This is a genomic window from Jutongia hominis, from assembly GCF_014384965.1.
In the GTDB taxonomy this organism is placed as follows: domain Bacteria; phylum Bacillota; class Clostridia; order Lachnospirales; family Lachnospiraceae; genus Butyribacter; species Butyribacter hominis.
In genome coordinates this window covers 103,512-124,600 of record NZ_JACRSW010000035.1, presented here as the reverse complement: position 1 = coordinate 124,600, position 21,089 = coordinate 103,512, and the positions used below count along the sequence as shown (strand labels likewise).

35 protein-coding genes are annotated in these 21,089 nt (G+C 33.4%); 29 read left to right on the top strand and 6 right to left on the bottom strand.

Annotated elements, in window-relative coordinates; all coding sequences use genetic code 11:
* Positions 1-224 precede the first annotated feature (224 nt).
* Entirely contained in the window at positions 225-467 is a 243-nt protein-coding gene (locus H8700_RS10895; RefSeq protein WP_249305655.1) for a holin, read from the top strand.
* 32 nt (positions 468-499) lie between these two features.
* On the top strand, positions 500-1,129 hold the full coding sequence (locus H8700_RS10890; protein ID WP_249305654.1) for a M15 family metallopeptidase: 630 nt from the start codon (positions 500-502) through the stop codon (positions 1,127-1,129).
* Between the two features lie 231 nt (positions 1,130-1,360).
* Here H8700_RS10890 and H8700_RS12600 read toward each other — a convergent pair whose 3' ends face one another.
* Positions 1,361-1,564, bottom strand: coding sequence for a LytTR family transcriptional regulator DNA-binding domain-containing protein (locus H8700_RS12600; RefSeq protein ID WP_408610859.1), 204 nt, complete (start codon positions 1,562-1,564; stop codon positions 1,361-1,363).
* A 152-nt stretch (positions 1,565-1,716) separates the two neighbouring features.
* Between H8700_RS12600 and H8700_RS10885 the strand changes: the two genes are divergently transcribed.
* The 6 genes from H8700_RS10885 to H8700_RS12640 all read left to right on the top strand — a co-directional run bounded on the left by H8700_RS10885 (position 1,717) and on the right by H8700_RS12640 (position 4,182).
* Positions 1,717-2,007, top strand: a complete 291-nt coding sequence (locus H8700_RS10885; protein WP_249305653.1) for a nucleotidyltransferase family protein — start codon at positions 1,717-1,719, stop codon at positions 2,005-2,007.
* Positions 1,994-2,404: an HI0074 family nucleotidyltransferase substrate-binding subunit gene (locus tag H8700_RS10880; protein WP_249305652.1), complete on the top strand. Its 411-nt coding sequence runs from the start codon at positions 1,994-1,996 to the stop codon at positions 2,402-2,404. The genes H8700_RS10885 and H8700_RS10880 overlap by 14 nt, the downstream gene beginning before the upstream one ends.
* A 133-nt stretch (positions 2,405-2,537) precedes the next feature.
* Complete coding sequence (locus H8700_RS10875) at positions 2,538-3,140, top strand: Type 1 glutamine amidotransferase-like domain-containing protein (protein WP_024739662.1); 603 nt, start codon at positions 2,538-2,540, stop codon at positions 3,138-3,140.
* A 54-nt stretch (positions 3,141-3,194) separates the two neighbouring features.
* Positions 3,195-3,713, top strand: a complete 519-nt coding sequence (locus tag H8700_RS10870; protein ID WP_002304342.1) for a ClbS/DfsB family four-helix bundle protein — start codon at positions 3,195-3,197, stop codon at positions 3,711-3,713.
* A 50-nt stretch (positions 3,714-3,763) separates the two neighbouring features.
* Complete coding sequence (locus H8700_RS10865) at positions 3,764-4,063, top strand: GNAT family N-acetyltransferase (protein ID WP_249305651.1); 300 nt, start codon at positions 3,764-3,766, stop codon at positions 4,061-4,063.
* On the top strand, positions 4,012-4,182 hold the full coding sequence (locus tag H8700_RS12640) for a GNAT family N-acetyltransferase (RefSeq protein ID WP_503588297.1): 171 nt from the start codon (positions 4,012-4,014) through the stop codon (positions 4,180-4,182). The genes H8700_RS10865 and H8700_RS12640 overlap by 52 nt, the downstream gene beginning before the upstream one ends.
* 323 nt (positions 4,183-4,505) lie before the next feature.
* Here H8700_RS12640 and H8700_RS10860 read toward each other — a convergent pair whose 3' ends face one another.
* Together H8700_RS10860 and H8700_RS10855 are read right to left on the bottom strand one after the other, a co-directional pair.
* Entirely contained in the window at positions 4,506-4,895 is a 390-nt protein-coding gene (locus H8700_RS10860) for a putative toxin-antitoxin system toxin component, PIN family (protein WP_249305650.1), read from the bottom strand.
* An 8-nt stretch (positions 4,896-4,903) separates the two neighbouring features.
* The gene (locus tag H8700_RS10855) at positions 4,904-5,077 is read right to left on the bottom strand and encodes a hypothetical protein (protein WP_249305649.1); all 174 of its coding nucleotides are present in this window, start codon (positions 5,075-5,077) and stop codon (positions 4,904-4,906) included.
* 723 nt (positions 5,078-5,800) lie between these two features.
* On the opposite strand from H8700_RS10855, the gene H8700_RS10850 reads away from it, so the two are divergent.
* The 11 genes from H8700_RS10850 (at position 5,801) to H8700_RS10800 (ending at position 12,612) form a co-directional block, all read left to right on the top strand.
* On the top strand, positions 5,801-6,124 hold the full coding sequence (locus tag H8700_RS10850) for an HU family DNA-binding protein (protein WP_249305648.1): 324 nt from the start codon (positions 5,801-5,803) through the stop codon (positions 6,122-6,124).
* Positions 6,125-6,129: 5 nt separating this feature from the next.
* Positions 6,130-6,429, top strand: a complete 300-nt coding sequence (locus tag H8700_RS10845) for an HU family DNA-binding protein (RefSeq protein WP_249305647.1) — start codon at positions 6,130-6,132, stop codon at positions 6,427-6,429.
* Positions 6,413-6,577, top strand: a complete 165-nt coding sequence (locus tag H8700_RS10840) for a hypothetical protein (RefSeq protein WP_249305646.1) — start codon at positions 6,413-6,415, stop codon at positions 6,575-6,577. The genes H8700_RS10845 and H8700_RS10840 overlap by 17 nt, the downstream gene beginning before the upstream one ends.
* Positions 6,574-7,149, top strand: a complete 576-nt coding sequence (locus tag H8700_RS10835; RefSeq protein ID WP_249305645.1) for a hypothetical protein — start codon at positions 6,574-6,576, stop codon at positions 7,147-7,149. The genes H8700_RS10840 and H8700_RS10835 overlap by 4 nt, the downstream gene beginning before the upstream one ends.
* A 392-nt stretch (positions 7,150-7,541) precedes the next feature.
* Positions 7,542-7,727 (top strand): hypothetical protein, encoded by a 186-nt coding sequence (locus tag H8700_RS10830; protein ID WP_249305644.1) that lies wholly within the window; start codon positions 7,542-7,544, stop codon positions 7,725-7,727.
* Between the two features lie 168 nt (positions 7,728-7,895).
* Positions 7,896-8,834 (top strand): hypothetical protein, encoded by a 939-nt coding sequence (locus H8700_RS10825; RefSeq protein ID WP_249305643.1) that lies wholly within the window; start codon positions 7,896-7,898, stop codon positions 8,832-8,834.
* 326 nt (positions 8,835-9,160) lie between these two features.
* On the top strand, positions 9,161-10,237 hold the full coding sequence (locus H8700_RS10820; RefSeq protein ID WP_249305642.1) for a hypothetical protein: 1,077 nt from the start codon (positions 9,161-9,163) through the stop codon (positions 10,235-10,237).
* A 278-nt stretch (positions 10,238-10,515) separates the two neighbouring features.
* Complete coding sequence (locus tag H8700_RS10815) at positions 10,516-11,037, top strand: hypothetical protein (protein WP_249305641.1); 522 nt, start codon at positions 10,516-10,518, stop codon at positions 11,035-11,037.
* Complete coding sequence (locus H8700_RS10810) at positions 11,034-11,330, top strand: hypothetical protein (protein WP_249305640.1); 297 nt, start codon at positions 11,034-11,036, stop codon at positions 11,328-11,330. The genes H8700_RS10815 and H8700_RS10810 overlap by 4 nt, the downstream gene beginning before the upstream one ends.
* Positions 11,331-11,338: 8 nt before the next feature.
* Positions 11,339-11,866 carry a hypothetical protein gene (locus H8700_RS10805; RefSeq protein WP_249305639.1) on the top strand — a complete coding sequence of 176 codons (528 nt, stop codon included), beginning with the start codon at positions 11,339-11,341 and terminating at the stop codon, positions 11,864-11,866.
* A gap of 149 nt (positions 11,867-12,015) precedes the next feature.
* On the top strand, positions 12,016-12,612 hold the full coding sequence (locus tag H8700_RS10800) for a hypothetical protein (RefSeq protein WP_249305638.1): 597 nt from the start codon (positions 12,016-12,018) through the stop codon (positions 12,610-12,612).
* Positions 12,613-12,616: 4 nt separating this feature from the next.
* Here the strand turns inward: H8700_RS10800 and H8700_RS12490 are convergent, their stop codons facing one another.
* On the bottom strand, positions 12,617-12,835 hold the full coding sequence (locus tag H8700_RS12490; protein ID WP_249305684.1) for a helix-turn-helix domain-containing protein: 219 nt from the start codon (positions 12,833-12,835) through the stop codon (positions 12,617-12,619).
* A gap of 139 nt (positions 12,836-12,974) precedes the next feature.
* Here H8700_RS12490 and H8700_RS10790 point away from each other — a divergent pair, with 139 nt between their 5' ends.
* Positions 12,975-13,832, top strand: a complete 858-nt coding sequence (locus tag H8700_RS10790) for a zinc ribbon domain-containing protein (RefSeq protein ID WP_249305637.1) — start codon at positions 12,975-12,977, stop codon at positions 13,830-13,832.
* 812 nt (positions 13,833-14,644) lie between these two features.
* Here the strand turns inward: H8700_RS10790 and H8700_RS10785 are convergent.
* Positions 14,645-15,160 carry a J domain-containing protein gene (locus H8700_RS10785; protein WP_249305636.1) on the bottom strand — a complete coding sequence of 172 codons (516 nt, stop codon included), beginning with the start codon at positions 15,158-15,160 and terminating at the stop codon, positions 14,645-14,647.
* A 244-nt stretch (positions 15,161-15,404) separates the two neighbouring features.
* On the opposite strand from H8700_RS10785, the gene H8700_RS10780 reads away from it, so the two are divergent.
* The 7 genes from H8700_RS10780 to H8700_RS10750 all read left to right on the top strand — a co-directional run bounded on the left by H8700_RS10780 (position 15,405) and on the right by H8700_RS10750 (position 18,760).
* A complete protein-coding gene (locus H8700_RS10780; RefSeq protein WP_249305635.1) occupies positions 15,405-15,677 on the top strand; it encodes a hypothetical protein in 273 nt (90 codons plus the stop codon).
* A gap of 164 nt (positions 15,678-15,841) precedes the next feature.
* Positions 15,842-16,465, top strand: a complete 624-nt coding sequence (locus H8700_RS10775) for a hypothetical protein (RefSeq protein ID WP_249305634.1) — start codon at positions 15,842-15,844, stop codon at positions 16,463-16,465.
* A 67-nt stretch (positions 16,466-16,532) separates the two neighbouring features.
* The gene (locus H8700_RS10770) at positions 16,533-17,075 is read left to right on the top strand and encodes an ECF-type sigma factor (protein WP_249305633.1); all 543 of its coding nucleotides are present in this window, start codon (positions 16,533-16,535) and stop codon (positions 17,073-17,075) included.
* A gap of 17 nt (positions 17,076-17,092) precedes the next feature.
* On the top strand, positions 17,093-17,326 hold the full coding sequence (locus H8700_RS10765; protein WP_249305632.1) for a hypothetical protein: 234 nt from the start codon (positions 17,093-17,095) through the stop codon (positions 17,324-17,326).
* Positions 17,327-17,347: 21 nt separating this feature from the next.
* The gene (locus H8700_RS10760; RefSeq protein WP_249305631.1) at positions 17,348-17,656 is read left to right on the top strand and encodes a hypothetical protein; all 309 of its coding nucleotides are present in this window, start codon (positions 17,348-17,350) and stop codon (positions 17,654-17,656) included.
* Positions 17,657-17,722: 66 nt separating this feature from the next.
* The gene (locus H8700_RS10755) at positions 17,723-18,319 is read left to right on the top strand and encodes an HNH endonuclease (protein ID WP_249305630.1); all 597 of its coding nucleotides are present in this window, start codon (positions 17,723-17,725) and stop codon (positions 18,317-18,319) included.
* A gap of 81 nt (positions 18,320-18,400) precedes the next feature.
* Positions 18,401-18,760 carry a helix-turn-helix domain-containing protein gene (locus H8700_RS10750; protein WP_249305629.1) on the top strand — a complete coding sequence of 120 codons (360 nt, stop codon included), beginning with the start codon at positions 18,401-18,403 and terminating at the stop codon, positions 18,758-18,760.
* A 384-nt stretch (positions 18,761-19,144) separates the two neighbouring features.
* Here H8700_RS10750 and H8700_RS10745 read toward each other — a convergent pair whose 3' ends face one another.
* A complete protein-coding gene (locus H8700_RS10745; RefSeq protein WP_249305628.1) occupies positions 19,145-19,408 on the bottom strand; it encodes a hypothetical protein in 264 nt (87 codons plus the stop codon).
* A gap of 201 nt (positions 19,409-19,609) precedes the next feature.
* Between H8700_RS10745 and H8700_RS10740 the strand changes: the two genes are divergently transcribed.
* Entirely contained in the window at positions 19,610-20,485 is an 876-nt protein-coding gene (locus H8700_RS10740) for a tyrosine-type recombinase/integrase (protein WP_249305627.1), read from the top strand.
* A 188-nt stretch (positions 20,486-20,673) separates the two neighbouring features.
* Positions 20,674-20,967, top strand: a complete 294-nt coding sequence (locus H8700_RS10735) for a hypothetical protein (protein WP_249305626.1) — start codon at positions 20,674-20,676, stop codon at positions 20,965-20,967.
* Positions 20,968-21,089 lie beyond the last annotated feature (122 nt).

Genomic DNA, 21,089 nt, shown 5'->3' with positions numbered 1-21,089 from the left:
TATTACGAAGGATTAACCTGGTTGGTATCATTTTGTAGTTAATTGAAATCAGAGTTTGGTGGAGAGAGGTGTGGGTATTTTAGAAAATATTTGCCCTGTCAATAACCACATGGTCTGATATGCATATTTTAATAATAAGAAGATAATTTCTTCTGGTACTCTTCTCAAAATGCAAACGAGAATGATAGGGAAAATCAAGGGGAATGAGAGAAAGGAAGGCTTTTATGTTTAAAAATTGTGTGTTTAAAGTAAGTGTCAGCACTTGTGAATGGGCAAAAAAAGCCGGATTCAGAGCAATAAAGACTATGGCGCAGACTGCATTATCATTGATTGCTGTTGGCAGTACGATTGCAACAGTAGACTGGAAAGTGGCTTTTTCCTCTGCGATTGTTGCAGGTGTGATCAGTCTGCTTACTTCGATTGCCGGACTGCCGGAAGTAAAAAGCAGCGAAGAAAGCACCAAATGATGTAAGAAGGTACAAAAAAGGAGGCAGAAATAATGAAAAAAGAACATGATATCCGGATTGACAGAACTATGCTGCATCCATGGCTTGACTATCGGCTTGGAATCTTATTAAAGAAATGTGCAAAAAAGAGAATTTATCTGATCATTACGGAAGGATATCGAAGCAAAGCCTATCAGGACGCTCTTTATGCCAAAGGCAGGACAAAACCCGGTAAAGTTGTAACAAATGCCAAAGGCAGCACCTATTCCAGCCAGCATATGTGGGGGATCGCTTTTGATATTGCGATCAATGACAGCAGGCTTTTATATGATCATGCCATGTTAAAAAAAGTAGCCAAAATCGCAAAAAAGATTGGCCTTGGCTGGGGTGGTGACTGGAGATCCATTGTTGATACACCGCATTTTTACCTGACAAAATGGGGAAGTACGACAGCAACATTAAAAACAATATACACTACACCGGATGTTTTTCGAAAGACATGGAAAAAGAAAGTAAAACGAAGCAAAGGACTTCTTCTTTGGAAGGCACAGTCTAAACTGACCGGATGTTATTTAAGAATTCCGAATGGTGCAACTGTTGATGTTTTATATGCAAAAGGATGGTATATGAAAGTACGGTATCGTGGAAAAGTAGGATATGTAAATCGAAAATTTGTAAAATAAGCAGAATGATTATGACAAATAACCGGTAACCGGTCCGGCGTTCTAAAGGTTGTTATTTTGAAAATAAGAATAGAGGGTGCTGTAAAAAACTTTTTTGTGGCACCTTTTCGGTATTTAACAATTTACGTTATCTTGCAATATAGTTTTTATAATGATAGTGCAATGAAAAATTGCGAAATATAACAATTTTATTGGAGGACGAGTAGAGGAAATGCTCCTACAGATAGTGCTCTAATACTTTTTGATTCTAGAATACTGTGCAGCGGGAATTGGAAGTGTATCATTTGTTTGTAGCACAACTTCAAAGCGGCGAATAGAAAGAATATATTTTGTATTTACCAAATAACAGCGGTGCAATGGATAAAATTCTTCCGGTAAGACTTCCAAAAGTTTATGAATGGAAATGTTGCAGGTAATGATTTTATCAAAGCACACAAGTTCTTAAAACTCTCCTGGAGCTGGTCTGCTCATATTTTTCCGAAGAACAGTTTACACTATCGGTGTGTTTCGAATGCTTGTTAATCAAATAGAAATATGCTATGCTAAAATTAATTATGATTTGATTAATTTTAAGGGGGGTACAGAATATGAAATATAATCTGTCAGATCGAATATTGAGGGAACTTTCTTTTTTGGCACACAAATATTCTGTCACCAAAATTGTACTATTTGGTTCCCGCGCGCGGGGCACAAATACAGAACGAAGTGATATAGATATTGCGGTATATGGTGGAGAGTTTGATCGGTTTTATTGGGATGTTAAAGAAAAAATACATTCGCTTCTAATGTTTGATATTGTACAGGCAGATGTGGCGATTTCAGATGAATTGAAACAAGAAATAGAAAAGGATGGTGTTACAATTTATGAAAAAGCTTGATAACTTTACAAATTGTTTGTCGATATTAGAAAATGCAGATTTTAAACTTGCAGAAACGAATGATATATATCGAACAGGGATTATTGGACAATTTAATCTAACCTTTGAACTTGCTTGGAAAGCTTTACAGGCAATTATGAGAATGCACAGTGTAGAAGGGGCTTTTACAGGATCTCCTCGTGAAATTTTACAGCTTGGTTATCGAATTGGATTTATCAATGATTCTGAAGTATGGCTGCTTATGTTAAAAAAACGGAATACTTCTGTTCATATATATAATGAAGATGAAGTTGATGAAATGATTATGCTGATACGTGACAGTTTTATTCCGGCTTTTATTGCTCTTAAGGATATGTTGGTAAAAAAGCTTGATGAGGCTGAAAGTGATTGGAGGTAAGATAGACGCAGGCCGTGTTTTATGGCTTGCGTTTATTTGGTTCATCCACGGAGACTTTTTAGAAAGTTTTGGGAAAACATTTTTATGACAATGGAAAATATAGGAAAATCGGAATTTATAAAGGAGAATATTGATGAAATTATTTTTATGTTCGCACTTTTCAAGTGTAGGAAGTCTGATAAAGGAAGAAATTGAAAATAAGAAAGTCGCATTTATTCCAACAGCTTCACTGCGTGAAGGCTACACCGGTTATGTCGGCTCGGCTCGAAAATTATTCAAAAAGTTGGGAGCGATCGTAACTGAAATTGATATTTCAACGGAGGCTTATTCAACGATACAGTCTGTTTTTGAAGAAGCAGATGTGATATATTTTACCGGCGGAAATTCTTTCTTTCTTATGGACCAGCTCCGTAAAACGGGAACTGATGGACTGCTGAAAAAGGAATTGGCAAATGGAAAATTGATGATCGGCGAGTCGGCAGGCGCAATTATATGCGCTCCAAGCATCCAATATATCGAGCAAATGGATGAAAAGCCGGAGGACTACTCACAAGAAGATGATGCAGGGATTGATTTGATTGATTTCTATGTTCTTCCGCATTATCTTACAGCACCATTTAAGAAAGTTACCGAGAAAATAATGACTGAGTTTTCGGATTTGAATCTATGCCCGATTAACAACCGTCAGGGAATTGTAATTGATGGTGAAGGTTCAAAGGTTATTTGCAAAGACTAATTTGAAAATTCCTGTTTTTGAAACTGGAAAATCGGAAGCTGAGGAGATAGACTATTGAGAACATATGAGAATAAAGACGAGCTTAAAAACGAGATAAATAAAAGCTTTGCAAAATATATTTCAGAATTTAATGATATTCCGGAGCATTTAAAAGATAAGAGAATTGATGAGATCGATCGAACTCCGGCAGAAAATCTTGCTTATCAGGTTGGCTGGACAACTCTTGTTATTAAATGGGAATCAGACGAAAGAAAGGGTATTCCTGTTAAAACTCCTTCGGATAATTTTAAGTGGAATCAGCTTGGCGAATTATATCAATGGTTCACAGATACATATGCTCAGCTGTCACTGCAAGAATTGAAAGACAGATTGAATGAGAATATCAACTCTATTTATGCAATGATTGATTCTCTGAGTGAGGAAGAATTATTTAAACCACATATGAGAAAATGGGCTGACGAAGCAACTAAAACAGCTGTCTGGGAAGTATACAAATTCATACATGTTAATACAGTTGCTCCGTTCGGAACCTTTAGAACCAAGATTAGAAAATGGAAAAAGATTGCACTATAACTTCAAGTTTGTCTGGGAATTGCTGTAAATAACTATATAAGAGGATAACAATGCTTATAAAGATTTATGATAAAATACCAGAGGAAGCAAAGATGATACGGGAAGCAGTATTCATGAAAGAACAGGGATTTAAGGGCGAATTTGATGAGATAGATCACCTGGCAAAACACGTGTTACTTTTTTGTGGTGACACCCCGGTAGCAACCTGCAGATTCTTTTTTTCTCATGAGAGGGAATGCTATGTTATTGGAAGAATTGCAATGCGTAAAGAATTCCGGGGAAAACGATATGGGGAAAGGTGTTACAAGGTGCAGAAAAAGCAGTTAGTGATCTCGGAGGTGAAAAGGTAGAATTGTCTGCACAATGTCGTGTGGCAGATTTTTATAAAAAACAGGGATATATGGAGTTGAATGATATTCATATGGACGAAGAATGTCCACATACATGGATGCGGAAAGAACTACAATAATTATCAGAGGGGGGCGAAGATCAAAATATAAAGCGCAAGGGAATGGATAAAAGAAAATTATGAAACTAGAAGTGACATCACGAATCTCGGTATTCAAAAAATCTGAATCACATAGATTGTGTGACGGATGCATGTCAATTATTGAAAAAACTCAAATGGGTTAGTATTGGCAAAACTGCCTGTTTTGGGTTAGAATAGATTATGTTATTAATTTTCATTGCAAGTTAATTATAACAGAAAGAAGGACCTTGTGGGTTATAATAACTCCCTGGTCCTTCTTTTTTTTCGGAACTATTCTTTTTTCACAGTCCCTGAAAAGATGTTTATGCTTCGAGAATGGTTAAAAATTCTCTGGCAGTTACAATGTTTGATTTGTCAGGAAAATGTTTGATATTTCCGGTAATCAGGTAAGCATTATCCGCTTCTTTTTCAAAAACAACTTCGTAAAAGGGAAGATCTTTTATGTCTGGAAGAACTTCACCGGATGGAGAAGGAGTGATATTTTCTCCGATGGATGTGATGGTATCGAGTAGAGTACGAACGACATCTTCAGAAAAGTGAAATTTTTTTCTGCGAAGAACTTCATTATATTCTGCAAGAATACCATCGTTGGAGAAAAGCCTGCTTACAACTTGAACAGTTGCGGCATTTTCGTGACTGGATAATAAAGCGGAAACAAGGATATTTGTGTCAATAACGGCATAATAAGTCATACATCATCCTACCCATAGCGGGCTTTTTGTATTTCTGCGTTGATCTCGTCAAGAGACATATACTGAATGCTATTTTGTTTTGCTTCCTGGCAGAGTGTCATAAAAGCATTGCGTCCCTGCTCGCGGTCGGTAAATGCGGAAGAAGCCTGAATTTCAAAAGGTATTTTTTTGATATCATACAAAAAATCAACGACCTTTTAAAGCATCAGTTGGGTTTGGGAGAGTGATGAGATTGGAATCAGATAATATAAGCATTCCAATATGGGAAAAAGCGATGGTGGCACAGATCGTAATATAAGATTTTACATTTCCCCCCTTTTATGCTATGATTAAATTTGAGTTTTGTGACTTATTTATAAAGAAATCGACCAGATTGTGGATGCTTTGAAAGTGGTTTAATTTTTTTTGCTCTCAAAAAATTGGTACATGATTGGTACATAAACGAGATGCCAAAACCCGCAAGCTCCGTAAAATCAAGGTTTACAAGAAAGGAAAGATAGAAAATGAAACTAGGAATCGTAATTTCAGTACCAATTTCACGTATCTTTACATATCTCTATAAAAGCCTATAAAGCCTTATATTATCAGTGTTTGAGCAATTTGAAAGTAACATATATCTCTATGCAAATTTATGTATCTTAATGGCAAAATTGTGTAGTGATTGTGTAGTAACTGTGTAAGTAAGTTTGGTACAAAAATAGAATATTAGGACATCTAAATAAGCCCACATACTTGTATTTATTATGAGTATGTGGGCTTATTTTAGTGCCTTAAAATTCAAGGTAAGGAAATATGCATAAAAGTCATTTGAAGCCGAATATGAGCCATATAAGCACATTTAAGCCATTATATAACGTGGTATAAGAAATAGTGATTTCATTTGAAGAATTGGAGGAAGAAACATATTGAAAGAAGAAATTATTAAGCCTGGTATTGTAAGACGGATTATTGAAAGAGTTGAAAATGAGAATGGATTGGTTATATCGCCAGAGACAACAGATATTATTCTGACAGCATTTTTAGATACTGTAGCAGATATTTTATCTGAAGGTGATAGCATCAAATTAAAAGGTTATATGACTATCTATCCACAGCTATATAAATCAAAGCAGATTAAGAATGTAGCGGATCAATCAATAGTCAATATTCCAGCACGATATAAGGCGAAAATTAAGACAGGTACAAAACTGAATAATGCGTGTAAAAATCTATCAAAGGAAGGAAAATAGAATATATGGTAAATCAGAGAGATATTGTAAACAGAATTGCCGATAAGACAGGTCTTTATAAGAAGGATATAAAAGAAATGTTGCTTGCTTTTAAGGAAGTTATGGTTAATGTAATTGAAGAGGATGAATCAATGTTTCTGAAAGAAATATTCACACTTAAAACCATAACAAAGAAGCCACGAAAAAGATATATAGCACCTTATGGAAAAACTATTATGGAAAAAGAACATAAGATAGTGAAGATATTACCAGGTTCAAGACTTACAGAGATTGTGAGGGATAACCAGAATGATACAGAGGATTGATTTAAAAGATAGAATTGCAATTTTGACAGAAGAAAATATTTGTGATTTATTGAATCTATATGGAGAATTAAATATAGATAGGTTATCTCAGATAGTAAATAACCATATCAGAGTTGCAATAGATGAAATAAAGGAGGATTCAAAATGATTAAGGATTTAGAGGAGAAGAAAAAGATAATTGAAACATTAACGGTTTCTATGTGTTCTGCACCAATGACACCGAATAAGAGTTTTATTCTGACTGAATGGTATAAAAAATGGGGAGATTTCAGTAGAGAAACTAAAAAGGATATGCGTTTAAGGTTGTATAAAGGACATTTAGTTAAATCCACAACGCAAGCAAAATTAGATGGTGAAAATTGTGTATGGGAATATCTTGAACTTGATGAAATTTTGCAAAAAACTATTGATGAATACACTAATAAGTATGCAATTATGAAATCACACAAAGGAACAGTTAGAAAAAATATATCAGTTTTTGTTAAAGATTTAGAAGCATACAGAACATCATGTGTAAATAATCTTAATGCAATATTAGAGGAACGTGAAAGTAGCTATTTTGCGGTAAATACAAGTTCATATTTGAAACATTATAAGAGTGGCAAGCTAACCAAAGGATTGCTTGATCTTGCTAAATATTCTTTGATTTATAACAACAAGAAACTTTATAGCGGTACATATGATGATATATTGTGGTTTCTTGGAAAGGGTAACAAGTGAATTACAATCGGCAGACATATACCGATTCTAAACAAATGTATGGATATTTCCCAACAGGCAGGAAGTAAAAGAAAGTCTGTATCAGAGTTCAAGAATATCTAACGTGCAATTCTGCACATTTCTCAATGAGAAATTGAATAAATTTGACTGCTGCACATAGCGGTCTATTAAGGTGCGTCATTTATGCCGTACCTTTTTCTTGACCTCTGATTCGATAAAAAGGAGGAAAATGTATAATGCAATTTATAGATGTGTGGAGGAAACACACAGAATAGGACAACATATAATCGTTGAGCCTTTTATCTGCTTATCAGTAAAGCATAAATCATCTGCATAGCATTATCAGAGAATATTATATAAATATTATTTAAAAGTAAGCGGAGGATTTATAGATGTCAAAAGGAATTTACTATAACTATGACTTAGATGAATGTAATTGGTTATTTAAGCATGGAATCAAACCTATTGGCTGTGGTAAGCATGAGAAAACAGGAAATACATTTATTATATTTCTGATAAACAAAAAGTACAATGAATTAGACCAACAGTACAAAGAAGAAAGAAATAATACAAAGTAGATGTTATTACCCCATTAGGGGTATAAAAAGGATCTCTTTTAGTAAATGTATCTCCTTTAATAGCAGTACCGAAATCGTCAAATTTTGACGTTTTGAACACTTAGGTTTTTACATAAAAGGGCAATTTTTGCCGTTTTTGGTACTTAGGAGAAAGGACAACGTATTATTATGTTAAAGATTTTTATAAGTAAGGAAATTGATTTAGATTCAAAAGAGTTATCTGTGATAGCTGCCTTGAATGGATTATATAGCAACAAGCAAGATTATCTGATTACTTCTGTTAGTGGTATTGGATATTTTCTGTCTGGTAGTTTTTTGAAAAGAACAGTAAGACGAGATAGAAGTATTGCTGATAATATCAAGGGTGCTTTGCAGTCTCTTAATGATAGAAAGATAATTGAAATAATTGAACAGGATGGAGATAATTATATTATTTCTAATAACGGATTAGAGGTCGATACTGAAAATCAGAAATTTGTTGTAGTGGAATTATGGGAAATGCAACATATTTTCACTAATGCAAAAATGCCTTTTAATCTGTTTACATTCTTTGTAGATTTGGTTGGAACAATCAATAATAAGACGAAAGAATGGCATATGTCACAAGACGATATGGCTTCACAATGGGGATGCAGTAAACGTACTGTGAATGATTACTTGGAGCAATTAGAAGAAATGAAGCTGATATATCTTTACAGGCATAGGAAACGTAGGACTGACGGAACATACCATAAAGTCAACAATTCCTATGGAAGATATGCGGATGCTTCACTTGTCATACAAGAAGCTGAAAAATATGTGGAATCAGTTGAGTGTGAAGATGATTATGAGAAGATTGATAGAAGGTCAATTAAACTTAGATACAATGCTTTTTGTAATGGTGCGAAAAGGTATCAAAATAATCCTGCTGCAATCGTGCAGTTATTAGAAGAATGTCGCAAATATAATAAGTCGTTGGATTACAAGCCGATAGAAACATTGGATTCAGATGGTAAATTTAAGGAAGCTGATAAATTGGATTTATCTGTATTTGATAACATTCCGCAAGATTTTGTAGAATGTTCAGATGAATGGGGCGAGGCTGATCCATTGACACATAAAAAATAATATAGAGTTTGTAAATCAAACTGTTTGTGAGAAGAGTGTAGGTTAATACTTGCACTCTTTTATTATGTCCAGAATCAAATCTGATTCTGAAAATTCTTACTGCTTCCGATGGGAGCAAGTCTATTATCGAAAGGAAAAATCAAATTATGAACAATACAGCAAAAATATGTAAGAAATGTGGGAGAGAACTCCCAATAGAAAGGTTTGGAATAAACCATAATTATACAAGATGTGTATGTAAAGAGTGCTTCAATGAAGGAATGCGAGAAAAGCGTTATCAACAAAGACTGTCGGATGGCTTGGAAATATATCATAAAGATAAGTCTATGAGGATAAAACGAAAATATAAGAAACCATACCATTTTCAGATATTGTATAGGTCGGAATCGGGTATTCCGAATATTGCAAAAGATGAAGTGTTTGTGCGTTTATTTGACTATAAATCTGTATGGACTTCCAATTATGGCAGGATAATTCAGAAGTTGGATGATGGCACATATCAACTTGTAAAAGGTGTATATTCAAGAACAACAAAGGAATTGACCTACACATTAGATAGGAATGTTTATTTCAAGTCTAAGAACAGATGGGGATATAGGAAGGAGAAAGTAACTGCCAGTAGCCTTGTAATTCAGATGTTTGTTGTAAATTATGACATGAAAAACAATACAATGGTATGGCATAAGAACAATGATATGAAGGATAATTACTACAAGCATTTATTCCCAGTCACAGATAAACAATACAATGAGATTTTGAGGGTACATGAACAGGACGGAACAATCACAGATAAACAGATTATGGAGAATGTCAATGCGGTAGAGTTTAAACCCGATGATTGGAAGCCTTGGTACAATAAAAGAACTTATGAAGGTGTAGGTTATGTAGGAGGAGATATTGATTATGAATCATACTCATTTATCAAGTGGAAGAATATGATCCAGAGGTGCTACAGTGATGTTGTGCATAAATTAAAGCCTTATTACATGGATAAGGAAGTTTGTATTGAATGGCAGAACTACCAAAATTTCAAGATATGGTTTGATGCACATTACATTCCTGGAACTAAGGTTGATCTTGACAAAGATCTTCTCTATAAGGAAGGTAATATATACAGTCCAGAAACGTGTGCATTTATGACTCATTTCTTGAATACAGTATTTGAAGATAGAGGAATTGAAAGCAATATCCAGCAGAATGATGATGGTACATATTCAGTATCAATAAATGTTCTTAATAAGAAAGTGGATATAGGTGTATTCGACACAGAGGAAGAAGCACATACTGGATTTATTGATGGTAAGATTGATTATATTTGTGACCTTGCAGAAAAGTGTAAGGGCAAAGTGCCAAATTATGTGTATGAAGGTATGCTGAATTATAAGATTGAGATTACAGATTAGGAGAATGGATAAATATATTGGATAGTATGTTTTATTATGAATAAATAACAAAATGATGTGGTTGTATTGATGAAAACTACAGTATATAGTGTTTTTTAAAGAAAAATTGTTGAAATCTAAAGAAAATGCTGGAAAGTATGTTACAATAAGGACAAGCTACTTAGAAAATTCTAAAGAAGTGCTTGCATAGTATGTATTGAGATGATACAATTATAAATGAGATAGTCTAAGAAATAGGTGGATTAGTTATAATATCCATACGTCCTGTAGAGGCAGTATTGTTAGGTTGTCTTGCATATGCAAGACAATTTTTATATATGAATAATTTGAAGGCAAGGCAAATGATGTACAATGGAAAAATTGAAAGATGTAGTATTAAGAAGAAAAAGAAAATAAATATAAAATCATTACTTTTATGGTATTTAGGAATAGTTATTTCTTTTTTACCAATTCTAATTGATATGATTGTATATTTATCTAAAAATGAAAACTTCACTAAGCAATACTGGATTGGGGTTTGTCTTAGGGGAGATGTGCTTTGGATTTTAGCAACTATTATCATACTTACAGCAATAGATTATTTTAGTAATGATGAGAAAAAAGGAACACTTAAATTAGTATGTGCAATTATCGGTATGGTGTTATGGGGAGTTGTATTTGCCGTTTGGAGTGTTTTTAAATATATTTATACTGTGGATTATGAAGGGAATTTTCCTATTATTGTAACATTTGCAGTTTCAGCAATTACATTAATGTGTTGTTCTCCATTACAAATTAAGATAGAGGAGGTAAAAGATTGATAATTTATTTTATAATTATATTATTGGTATTATTGTTTTTTGTTAGTGTTGTTCCAATTATGCAACTTCTTATATCTAATATGAATGCAGCAGATAAAGTTGAATACGAATTTCCATCGGAATTGTTTAGTAGCGATATGAAGGAATTGAAATATGAAAATATAAGTGATTCAAGAATTAATAGAATATCCATTCAGAATAGAGGGTCTGTTCGTTTGGCACAAGGAAATATTTTATCAAAAACAAGTTTGGAGGATAGAAAGGCAAAAGCTTATTCTGTTGAGTTGCCTTAAAAATAGGTATGAAGTTTGAAGAATATTGGAATGATATTTGCAAGATACATTTATTTACCAAACACTATTTGCTGTTGGCTGAAGAATTAGCCACCGAAGGGGATTTATTTTTACAACCATTGAAGGAACATAGGGATGCATACGATCATGTGATTAGAGTATATGCGACACGAAAAGGAATAAACAAAGTAAAAGATTCTGATTTATATATGCAAAAAAACATGACTAAAGCATTAGGGCATGAGTATAGAGCTTTTTTTGATACAGCAGATTGGTTAACATTGATTTGTAGAGAAAAAATAAATAATCTTCTTTACGGAAAGAGTAGAGAAGAAATTGAAAAAAAGTATTCAAAGTATAAAGAATTAAAGAAAATGCTCCTGGAACTACCGAATGAGATTGCTCAGTTACGTGAAAACAAAGATGTTGGAAAAGATAACATATCTCTTTTGGATGAAGTGGATCAATATGTGAAGATATTAGATAAATTGCTTTTATATTATAATGAATTGGTAATTGCAATCGAAAGGTTATAATGGATGGAATTAGTAATTATATAATATGTATTTAATTATGTAGGGTATATTGGATATTAGTTTATCTGATATGCCCTATTTTTTTTACTTTTTTGTTGGTGGATATGGTAAAATGGAGCATATAATCAATAATGTTGGGAGAAGTAAAAATGAGTGTTATATTTGGATATGTTATGGATAAGAAGGTTTATTTAGCAGCGGACAATAGAATAACAGATGCAGAGGGTAAATTCATATCGGATGATGATATAAAAATAGAAGTGGTTAATAATAATACGGCTGTAGTTTTTGCTGGAAACTATGGAGCACAATCTTTTTTTATGAAGTGCTATAAAGATATGCAAGGTTATCAAAATTGGTTTGTTAATGATCTTGCAAGTAATATATATTCGATGTGTAATGCAATTATCAATATGGATACTGAATGGGCAAAACTAATAGCAAATAGTAATGCTTGTTTTTTGGTTGCAGGAAGAACTGTAGATAGGAAAGCAAAATTGTTTGCAGTTACATTGAGGAAAAAACATATAGATTTAAAGCCAGTTTCAATGATGTTATTTCATCCTAATGATTGTGACTTTCAAACATGTGCAAATATTTTATGCAAAAACATAAAACAATATCCTGATGATTTTTCAAAATATACAATACATGAGATTTCAAAAATAAGTAATTTAGTAAGTGATTCTGGGAATGTGTGGATGTTTGATACAAAAAATGATGAAAGTACATTTGTTGCTTTGTAATTTATTATAATGGTTGGTCTGTATCAGATGGAATATATCTGACAATATCGCAAATATCACAATCAAGAATCCGACATAGATCATTAAGTGTCTTGGTAGATACATCTTTATTGTGTTTCAATCGGTGGAGTGTGCTGTGTGACATATGGTATTTATTTGTAAGTGTGTACAAGTTTTCACTTGATTTTTCAAGTGTATTCCAAAATGGTGAATAGTCAATCATCATAGCACCTCCGTTTCGCTAGTATATGAAACAAGTGTACTTTGTATTCTTTTACTTGAATGTCTTCGCAAAAACGAATATAATGAAAGTGTGAAGCTTTATAGTTATGAAAAAAATAAGAAGAGGAGAAATATGAGCTATGGCTATGATTAAGTGCCCTGAATGTGGTAAAGAAATTTCAGATCATGCAAAGGTGTGCCCTGAATGCGGATTTGCAATAAAAAAGAAGAGGGGAAAAGTGATTTTAATTGTTGCAATTGCTATTATAGTTCTTGTGATAGTGTCAACTGCTATTGTATTTATTTATAGAAATAAAGAAAAGCAAGAAAAGATAACTTCTATAAATGAAGTAATTCAGGAAATTGGAAAAGGCAACTTACCATCTCAAGATGCATATAATCAAATTATTTCCGACTATAATTCATTATCAGATACCGATAAAACTGAGATTGGTAATTGGAAAGTAGTAAGTAATTTGAAAGGGATTGATTTAGAGAAAGTTAACAAGATTTCTGAAAAAATTAATAAAATTAGCGATTCTAGTCCGTTTAATGAAATTGTCGAATTAAAAGAAGAGGTTGATTTGTTAGATTCTAATGTTCAGCAGTATATTGATTCTAGTAAATTAGAGAATTTAATGAAATTGACAGATATAGAAGAGGCAGCTTTAGCAGCATGTAAGAATATTAAATCTGTAATGAAAAATCAAGATAGTTTTGAAGTACAAAAGGTCACAGTAAAAAATGATCTTGATAAAAAGAATTTTTATTGGGTGCTTGTTGAATATTCTGGAACAAATAGTTTTGGAGGAACGTTAGATAAGACATCATGTTTTGGAATAACTTCAGATTTCGAAGATCCGTTTTTTGGTCTGGCACAAATAACTGGATATACCGACTATCTTGATAGTACAACATCATATAATGAATATACAAAATGTACAAAAAAAGAAGAAATAGTTGATCCAGATAAAATTACATACTATTTAAACAACTAAGCAGAATTACAGGGACTATTACCAAATGTAGTAGTCCCTTTTTTCTCATATTTCCTTTATTCTATGTGTAAATTCTGGATAAAAATTGCATAGACGATAACTTGCTATGGTGCATTTACGTTAGGGGGAGAGGATTTTGCAATTGATTTTATGACTCTGGTATAATAAAATAACGTAAATTATGGGTATAGGCGCAGGCTGACAGGTACTTATTTCTGCCATAGTTTTTCAGTACCCGGTATATAGCTAGGTACTTAAATCCCTGTGACTTAAGTGTACCCCCTCCCTGTTATAGGCTATTATCCTTTGCAAAAATAAGCGATTTTGAGATCAAATTGGCTTTGTAATTGCGTAGCTGATTAAGTTTACCTATGATGTATTATGAAGCAGATTTGGTGCGATTTCTATTGATTTTCTCTAAGGATATGGGGTTGTTTTTGTGGGGGACTGCATTTGGATTACCTTAAAATATCGTAAGAGTGTACTTATAGGTGGTTATAGGAATTTTACTGCGGAAAATATCGGTAAGGTGGAAATCGTCAGTCGGTATGTGTAACAACCAACTATATGACGGGAGAGAAAAATAAAGTCTTTTTGTGGTTTTTACTACCCCCTGACACGCTATATTATACTAAAAATTAAATCAAGTTCGATAGTCTGCTAAAACAATAGTAACATGTGAATACATCTACTATAGGTTATTTAAACGATACTAAACTATTCTAAAATGTAAATATACCCCACCCATATTTTGCATAGTAAAAATATATAATAAAAGTGTAGTCATATATAAAGACTGCACTTTTATTTTTTTAGGCTTCTTTTATCCTCTTGACTTTTTCCGTCTGTACTTCTGTACTTCCGTAATAGTTCCGTATATCGTCCATAGATAATTTTTTGTGGCTTCTTTTTCTGAATGATTCAGTATGAAAATACCACTTCTTTTTTTCTCTTGCCCACTTGAACCCTAAAGCCTTCAAAGTGTCTTTGTGTTCGTATGTGTTGCCATCTACCCATATCCAACAACCGACTATTTCAATATTGATATTCTGCAATGTGATAATACTTTGTAAAACTTCCCTTAACTTTTCATCTTCTGAAAAATCATACTTCATATTATCATAGCTCTTTTTGTCGGCGTCGCTTGTCTGCTCTGTCTTGTGTTCGTGCCTATCCTTTAACACTTTGAAAAGGTTGTCATATTCTGCATTGACTTCTTGCGTTGCCTTTGTGCTTCCGTTTGGGTTGTCTGGGTGGTACTTCTTTAATAGTTCTTTGTACTGTTTTCTTAATTCTTCCAGTGTTTCTACATTCTTAAAATATTTCATATAGAAAAACCTCCTTTAAAAATATATTGTTGATTGATTTGATAACTATATTATACACAGAAAAATGTGTATAGTCAATAAAATATACACAAAAGAGTGTGTACAAAATCAACAAGAATATTCACAGATATTTGTGCATATTGCCAATAGACTATACACAGATATCTGTGTATAATACAGTTACAAGGTCAAACAAAACAGACCTACACAAAATCAATCAAACATATTTAAGGAGGTAGTCATTATGACAAAAAAAGAATTAGAAGCAAAGGTTGAAGAAATCAGAAAGTACAAAACAATGATTGAGGAAGCAAGCAACATTGAAAAGGCTTTGGAAGCCGAGGTTATTTCTTATATGAATGAAAACAACCTTACAGAAGAACTTACAGACACGGCAAAAATTACCTATAAGTCACAGACAAGAGCAACGCTTGACAAGAAAAGACTTGAGGAAGATTTGGGAAGTCTGGAAGAGTACACCAAAACAACGACATACAGCGTATTACGAATTAAGTAATAAGTGGTTAGCAATCAACAGGGCAAAGGGTGGAGCAATCCACCCGATACCATCCAGGCAAGCGGTCAAGCCGTGGTATTCAATTACAACTTGCCTATCGGCTCAATAGTAGTCGTACAAAATCAATCAATCAATCAAAATACATATTTTAGGAGGTAGTAATTATGAACGCTAACAACAAGAATTATTCAATCAGACCATTAACAGAGGAAGAAAGAGTTTTTGCAGAAGAACATCACAATTTAATGTATCGCTATATGAGAATACATAGACTAGCTCCAGAAGAGTGGTACGACATTTTAATTATCCCATATCTGAATGCGGTGAAAAAATATCATGAATATGAGAGGTTACAGAGCCTTAAATTTGAGCAGATATTTTTCAGAACACTTGACAGTGCAAGAAGTAATTATTTACGAGATATGAACAGAGAAAAACATCGTCCGAAGAATGGTTTATTTAGTTATGATGCATTACTTGATGATGGTTTTGAAGAAAAAATTTTTGAATTTGAACTGATTGACCCATATACAAATGTTGAAAGACAGGTAATTTTAAAAGAATTATATAGAGAATTTTACAGAAAATGTACAGAGCGTGAAGCATGGGAGAACGATATTAGAAAAACTGAATTAGATATGCTGATTGAGGGACATACATTGAAGCAGATTTTAAGAACCACATTGAAGATGTATGGCGGATGTAATGATGACGGTTTGTATAGTTGGGGTTTAGATAACGACATTGAGAAGTTCAGAAAAATCTTCAAAGAGGTTTTTAGTATTTAATCAATGACAAAGTTGGGCGGTGTGTCAGAAATGGCACACTTGCCACCAATAGAAAGAAGATTATCGCATGGAAAATAAAGAGCAATTAAGACCATTGACAAGGGAAGAACGCAAGTTTTCAGAAGAGAATTACCATCTAATCATGGACTTTCTGAAGAAGTTAAAACTGGATGCAGAAGAATTTTTTGATATTGTTGTGTTTGATTTCCTGTTATCAGTAGAAAAGTATTTGAATGATCCGCAATTACAAGCGAAATGCAGTTTTGAAGCGGTTTCCTATATGTACATGAAAAGGGCGGTATTTGTTCACTTTAGAAAACAGAAAGCACAAAAGAGAAGTACAGGAGTCGGATCAAACATTAGTTTAGATTCAATGGGCATGAATATTTCTAATCATTCCACAATGGAAACAGCCTCTAATATGGAATATAGGGAAATGGTAAAGCAGATTGAAAACGGATTGACAGAAGAACAAAAGAAAATATTTTCTGACAAGGTAGAAGGCTATTCACTAAAGGAAATAGCGGATAATCACGGAATCAAACAGAAAAGAGCATATAAACAGTTTGACAAGGTAAAGCGAATTGTTACAGAAGTAATGGAAGCATAGAAAGGACGGAAAACAATATGTTTAATTTTAGAATCATCACAACAGCAGACGGAAACCAGATTATAGATAGAAGTCTTAAAACACCATATAATGCACTGACACCAACGCAAATGTTGGAATATACAGAACTTGATAATCAGATGGCATTTATGGACAGGATGGAACGCAAAGCCAAACAGAAAGCGGAGCATATGCGGAAACTTGCAAAGAATCCATTGTACAAAATGGCTTGTATGATTGGCTTGATATAAAAGAAAGAGAGGTAAGGCGAAATGATTACATCAAAATTTTTCAATATGGGACAGGTAGTAACTACAAGATCAATCAATGATCTTATGGCAGCGGAACAGAAATTTGCGATTGAGGTCACAGTTGCATTACAGAGATTTGCGGTTAAAGACTGGGGAGACATGAACACAGAAGACAAACAGACAAATGAGGATGCTTTGAATTATCCAGATGATTTATATGTTATGGGTGCTTACAATACCTCAAAAGGCAGAATTTGGATTATTACAAATCGAATCTCCGAAACACCAGGAGACAATGCGACAACAATTTGTTTCACGGATGAAAGATAAAAGGGAACTGTAAAGGATGGGACAGTCTGAAATAAGGCTGTCCTTAACAGAAAAGAGGTTGATATTATGGCTATAGTAATCACAAATGGAAACTATTATATATATCTGAATCAGAATGGAAAACATAGAAAAACAAAGGATGTTACACAGGCTTTACAGTATAGCACAATAAAAGAAGCTATTCGGTATATGAACCATGCACCGATAAAGACAGATGGTTATTATGTATATGACACATTTACTAATCATGTAATATGGAAGCATTTGACACCAGAAGAGAAAATTGAACTACAGGAACAGAAAAACGGAATTGGAAATGTAAAGAGAAGAAACAACGGCAGGATTAAGAGAAAGAAGTATTCACAGGCAACACGCAAACTAATATACAATAAATATGATGGTCGCTGTCAGTTATGCGGACGGAAAATATTGTTTTCTGAAATGTCATTAGATCATCATATAGCCTTATCAATGGGCGGTGTAGATGATGTTTCTAACTTAGAGTGTACTTGCTTGCCATGTAATCAATTCAAATCAAATATTGCACCGGAACTATTTGAGGATCGAATCAATGACATTTTTATGTACCAGATGGAAAAGAAAATAAAACAGCCGTGGAAATGGAAAGCAGTACATAAACTGATCTTATCCTGTATCGTGTGAATTTTGCTGACCTTGAAAAAATAGGGAAGGAGTGTTAGAATATACACAGAAATCAATGAATATTTGAATGGAGATATGTTAATGATAAATTATAATAAACTGATGCAGAAATTAAAAGAAAAAGGGATAACAACCTATATTATAAGGCAAAAAGGCTTAATTCCGCAGGGAATACTTACTAAAATGAAAATGTGTAGTGGCAATTCATGGGAAGAGATTGAAAATAATATAAAAGAATACAATGAAAAAGAAGATAATGTGAAAAAGGGAAGAGTGTTTGCTGGTGGTGATGTATCAACAAAAACCATTGAGGATATATGCCAACTTTTACAATGTCAGCCACAAGATTTGATTGAGTGGGAAGTGAAATTGAATCCAGAGCTATCTTATGAAAGTATTTGTGAGCGTGACAAGGCAGACACAGAATCACAGGATAATTAAAAAGGGCACTTGATTTCTCAAATGCCCTAGTGTATAATCTACTTAGAAAGTGAATCGGATATGACTCCGATTTGCCCTCAGTGTTAAAATGTTTATAAGAATAGCATCCTAAACTTTGGACGGTGTGGGATGCTATTTCTTTTTGTTATTATGATTATCTATGTAAGACAGAGCCGCAAAAACGACTAATAAAAGTGTAAGAACTTCCATTGTGTTCATAGGGCATCACCCTCCTTTGCAAACTAGAGGGCATCTAATAATCGGAAAATCACATCCTGCTTTCGTTTCAATTACACAATAACAGTATAGCATAAAGGGAACAGATGTTCAAACAAAAAAGAGGTAAATCTACTATATTATATATAGAAGAAAGACCTCTTATTTTTATGGCTGCTGTCTCTGGTGGATATTATCAACAGCCTTTTCTAATTCTATTGTCTGCCAGCGTTTGCGGATTACATCACTTTTCAGTTGTGCAAGTCGTTTGTTGGTGTATTTCTCAAACCAACGCATAAGGGATTTTGGAATGAATTTATCTGGTGTGTGTTGTAAAATGGAAAATAACATATCTTCCAGTTTAGACTGAATCTTATGTAGCATATCTTTGAAGCGGTTCGGCTTATGAATCTCAATGTAAATGTAAATCAACTCCTTCCTTATATAGTATAACGGAGATACGGAATATATACAAGGAATAAGGCAAAAATGACCTCAATTATTTTTTCAATATAAGGGGAATATTACTGAAAAAATGTGTATTAGTAAGTAGGAAGCAAAAAGAAATTTCAATAAAATTTCTGAAAATATGCAAAATAATAATTCAATAAAATTTCTGGGAGGTGTGTATTTATGGATGAACTGATAATGAATTTTGAAAACAAGATGCACTTAGAGGGAAAATCCGAAAAGACAATCAAAGTATATATTGCATCGGTAAAGGAATTTTTTAGATGGTTTAATGACAGCTTCGGTGATGTAGGATTTAAAAAGCTGTATAGGGAAAATATTCTGGAATACAAAAGTTATTTGAAGAATGTGAAAACTTGTAAGAGGACAGGACAGAATCTAAATGCGAAGTCCATCAATGCAAAGTTATCCGCACTCATTAAATATAATGAGCTGATGCAACCAGATAACATTGTAATAAGCAAAGCAGACTTGATAAAGGTACAAGCGGAGATAATTAGTCCTACTAATATCACGAAAAAAGAAGTTGAAGAGTTCAGACAAAGAGTGTTGCAATCTGAAGGATGTTCAGCAAAACGGAACTATGCCATTATTACCATTATGGCTTATGCCGGTTTACGAATATCAGAAGTATTGCATTTGAAAAAGGTAGATGTAAACACTGCTGCAAGCCAGATCAGAGTAGCAGACGGAAAAGGCGAAAAACAAAGAATTGTTATTATCAATTCAAAGGTTATCTCTGCTATAAGGGAATATCAGAGATCAGATAATGTGGAATCAGATTATTTATTCCATAACAGCAAAGGGAAGATTTTGAATCCGTCCACTATCAATAAAGTATTTGATGAATTTAGTGTTGATGGCTACCATATCCATCCGCATATGCTTAGACACTTCTTTTGTTATAACGCATTGGAGAGTGGAGCATATAGCATCAATGAGGTATCAAATCAAGCAGGACATACAAGTATAAAAACCACATTGAAGTATTTGAACCCTAACTTAGAGCAAATCAAGAAAAAGAGCGAATTATTATAAATTTTCTGGTAAGGAGGGGAAAATCATTTTCAAAATGTGCATTGTATATATGTAGGACACAAAAGGAAGGAGCGGTTGAGTGAACAAAGAACCGAAACCAATAACAAAGCAAACTATACTGCAAATTGTTATAGGAAGCATAATTGCTGTATTGCTGATAATTTACACATAATGGAGGTTAATTGAATATGGAAAAGTTTATTGAAGCTATGAGAGAAATGTCAAAGGAGATGGATAAGATGATGAACGGATCACAGGAGAACGCAGAGAACAGACAGGAGCTTTTTAACTTAGGATTTCAAATTGGTATGCAGACTGGAATTAAGTACATGATGGATAAGATCGAAAAGCAGTATGAGTTAGGAAAACCAATTCTTGCCAATGATAATCTGTATTGGTTAAAGGGAGCAAAGGAAAATTTGCGTGATATTATGGATGATATTGAAGCGGAATATAACGCAGAAATGAAAAAGAATGAATAAATTGGTTATCGTACACTATATCGTGTACAACGAAAACACTTGATTTACTAAGCAAAAATGTTTAGTAATTGCGATAACCTACCAAATTAATAGGGATTAAATTATATCGAGAATCATTCCTA

Bases quoted from the DNA above. Each gene is read 5' to 3' on its own strand.
- H8700_RS10895 (WP_249305655.1), top strand. From the start codon at position 225: ATGTTTAAAAATTGTGTGTTTAAAGTAAGTGTCAGCACTTGTGAATGG.
- H8700_RS10890 (WP_249305654.1), top strand. From the start codon at position 500: ATGAAAAAAGAACATGATATCCGGATTGACAGAACTATGCTGCATCCA.
- H8700_RS10885 (WP_249305653.1), top strand. From the start codon at position 1,717: ATGAAATATAATCTGTCAGATCGAATATTGAGGGAACTTTCTTTTTTG.
- H8700_RS10880 (WP_249305652.1), top strand. From the start codon at position 1,994: ATGAAAAAGCTTGATAACTTTACAAATTGTTTGTCGATATTAGAAAAT.
- H8700_RS10875 (WP_024739662.1), top strand. From the start codon at position 2,538: ATGAAATTATTTTTATGTTCGCACTTTTCAAGTGTAGGAAGTCTGATA.
- H8700_RS10865 (WP_249305651.1), top strand. From the start codon at position 3,764: ATGCTTATAAAGATTTATGATAAAATACCAGAGGAAGCAAAGATGATA.
- H8700_RS10860 (WP_249305650.1), bottom strand. From the start codon at position 4,895: ATGACTTATTATGCCGTTATTGACACAAATATCCTTGTTTCCGCTTTA.
- H8700_RS10845 (WP_249305647.1), top strand. From the start codon at position 6,130: ATGGTAAATCAGAGAGATATTGTAAACAGAATTGCCGATAAGACAGGT.
- H8700_RS10840 (WP_249305646.1), top strand. From the start codon at position 6,413: ATGATACAGAGGATTGATTTAAAAGATAGAATTGCAATTTTGACAGAA.
- H8700_RS10835 (WP_249305645.1), top strand. From the start codon at position 6,574: ATGATTAAGGATTTAGAGGAGAAGAAAAAGATAATTGAAACATTAACG.
- H8700_RS10830 (WP_249305644.1), top strand. From the start codon at position 7,542: ATGTCAAAAGGAATTTACTATAACTATGACTTAGATGAATGTAATTGG.
- H8700_RS10825 (WP_249305643.1), top strand. From the start codon at position 7,896: ATGTTAAAGATTTTTATAAGTAAGGAAATTGATTTAGATTCAAAAGAG.
- H8700_RS10820 (WP_249305642.1), top strand. From the start codon at position 9,161: ATGAGGATAAAACGAAAATATAAGAAACCATACCATTTTCAGATATTG.
- H8700_RS10805 (WP_249305639.1), top strand. From the start codon at position 11,339: ATGAAGTTTGAAGAATATTGGAATGATATTTGCAAGATACATTTATTT.
- H8700_RS10800 (WP_249305638.1), top strand. From the start codon at position 12,016: ATGAGTGTTATATTTGGATATGTTATGGATAAGAAGGTTTATTTAGCA.
- H8700_RS12490 (WP_249305684.1), bottom strand. From the start codon at position 12,835: ATGATTGACTATTCACCATTTTGGAATACACTTGAAAAATCAAGTGAA.
- H8700_RS10790 (WP_249305637.1), top strand. From the start codon at position 12,975: ATGGCTATGATTAAGTGCCCTGAATGTGGTAAAGAAATTTCAGATCAT.
- H8700_RS10785 (WP_249305636.1), bottom strand. From the start codon at position 15,160: ATGAAATATTTTAAGAATGTAGAAACACTGGAAGAATTAAGAAAACAG.
- H8700_RS10780 (WP_249305635.1), top strand. From the start codon at position 15,405: ATGACAAAAAAAGAATTAGAAGCAAAGGTTGAAGAAATCAGAAAGTAC.
- H8700_RS10775 (WP_249305634.1), top strand. From the start codon at position 15,842: ATGAACGCTAACAACAAGAATTATTCAATCAGACCATTAACAGAGGAA.
- H8700_RS10770 (WP_249305633.1), top strand. From the start codon at position 16,533: ATGGAAAATAAAGAGCAATTAAGACCATTGACAAGGGAAGAACGCAAG.
- H8700_RS10765 (WP_249305632.1), top strand. From the start codon at position 17,093: ATGTTTAATTTTAGAATCATCACAACAGCAGACGGAAACCAGATTATA.
- H8700_RS10760 (WP_249305631.1), top strand. From the start codon at position 17,348: ATGATTACATCAAAATTTTTCAATATGGGACAGGTAGTAACTACAAGA.
- H8700_RS10755 (WP_249305630.1), top strand. From the start codon at position 17,723: ATGGCTATAGTAATCACAAATGGAAACTATTATATATATCTGAATCAG.
- H8700_RS10750 (WP_249305629.1), top strand. From the start codon at position 18,401: ATGATAAATTATAATAAACTGATGCAGAAATTAAAAGAAAAAGGGATA.
- H8700_RS10740 (WP_249305627.1), top strand. From the start codon at position 19,610: ATGGATGAACTGATAATGAATTTTGAAAACAAGATGCACTTAGAGGGA.
- H8700_RS10735 (WP_249305626.1), top strand. From the start codon at position 20,674: ATGGAAAAGTTTATTGAAGCTATGAGAGAAATGTCAAAGGAGATGGAT.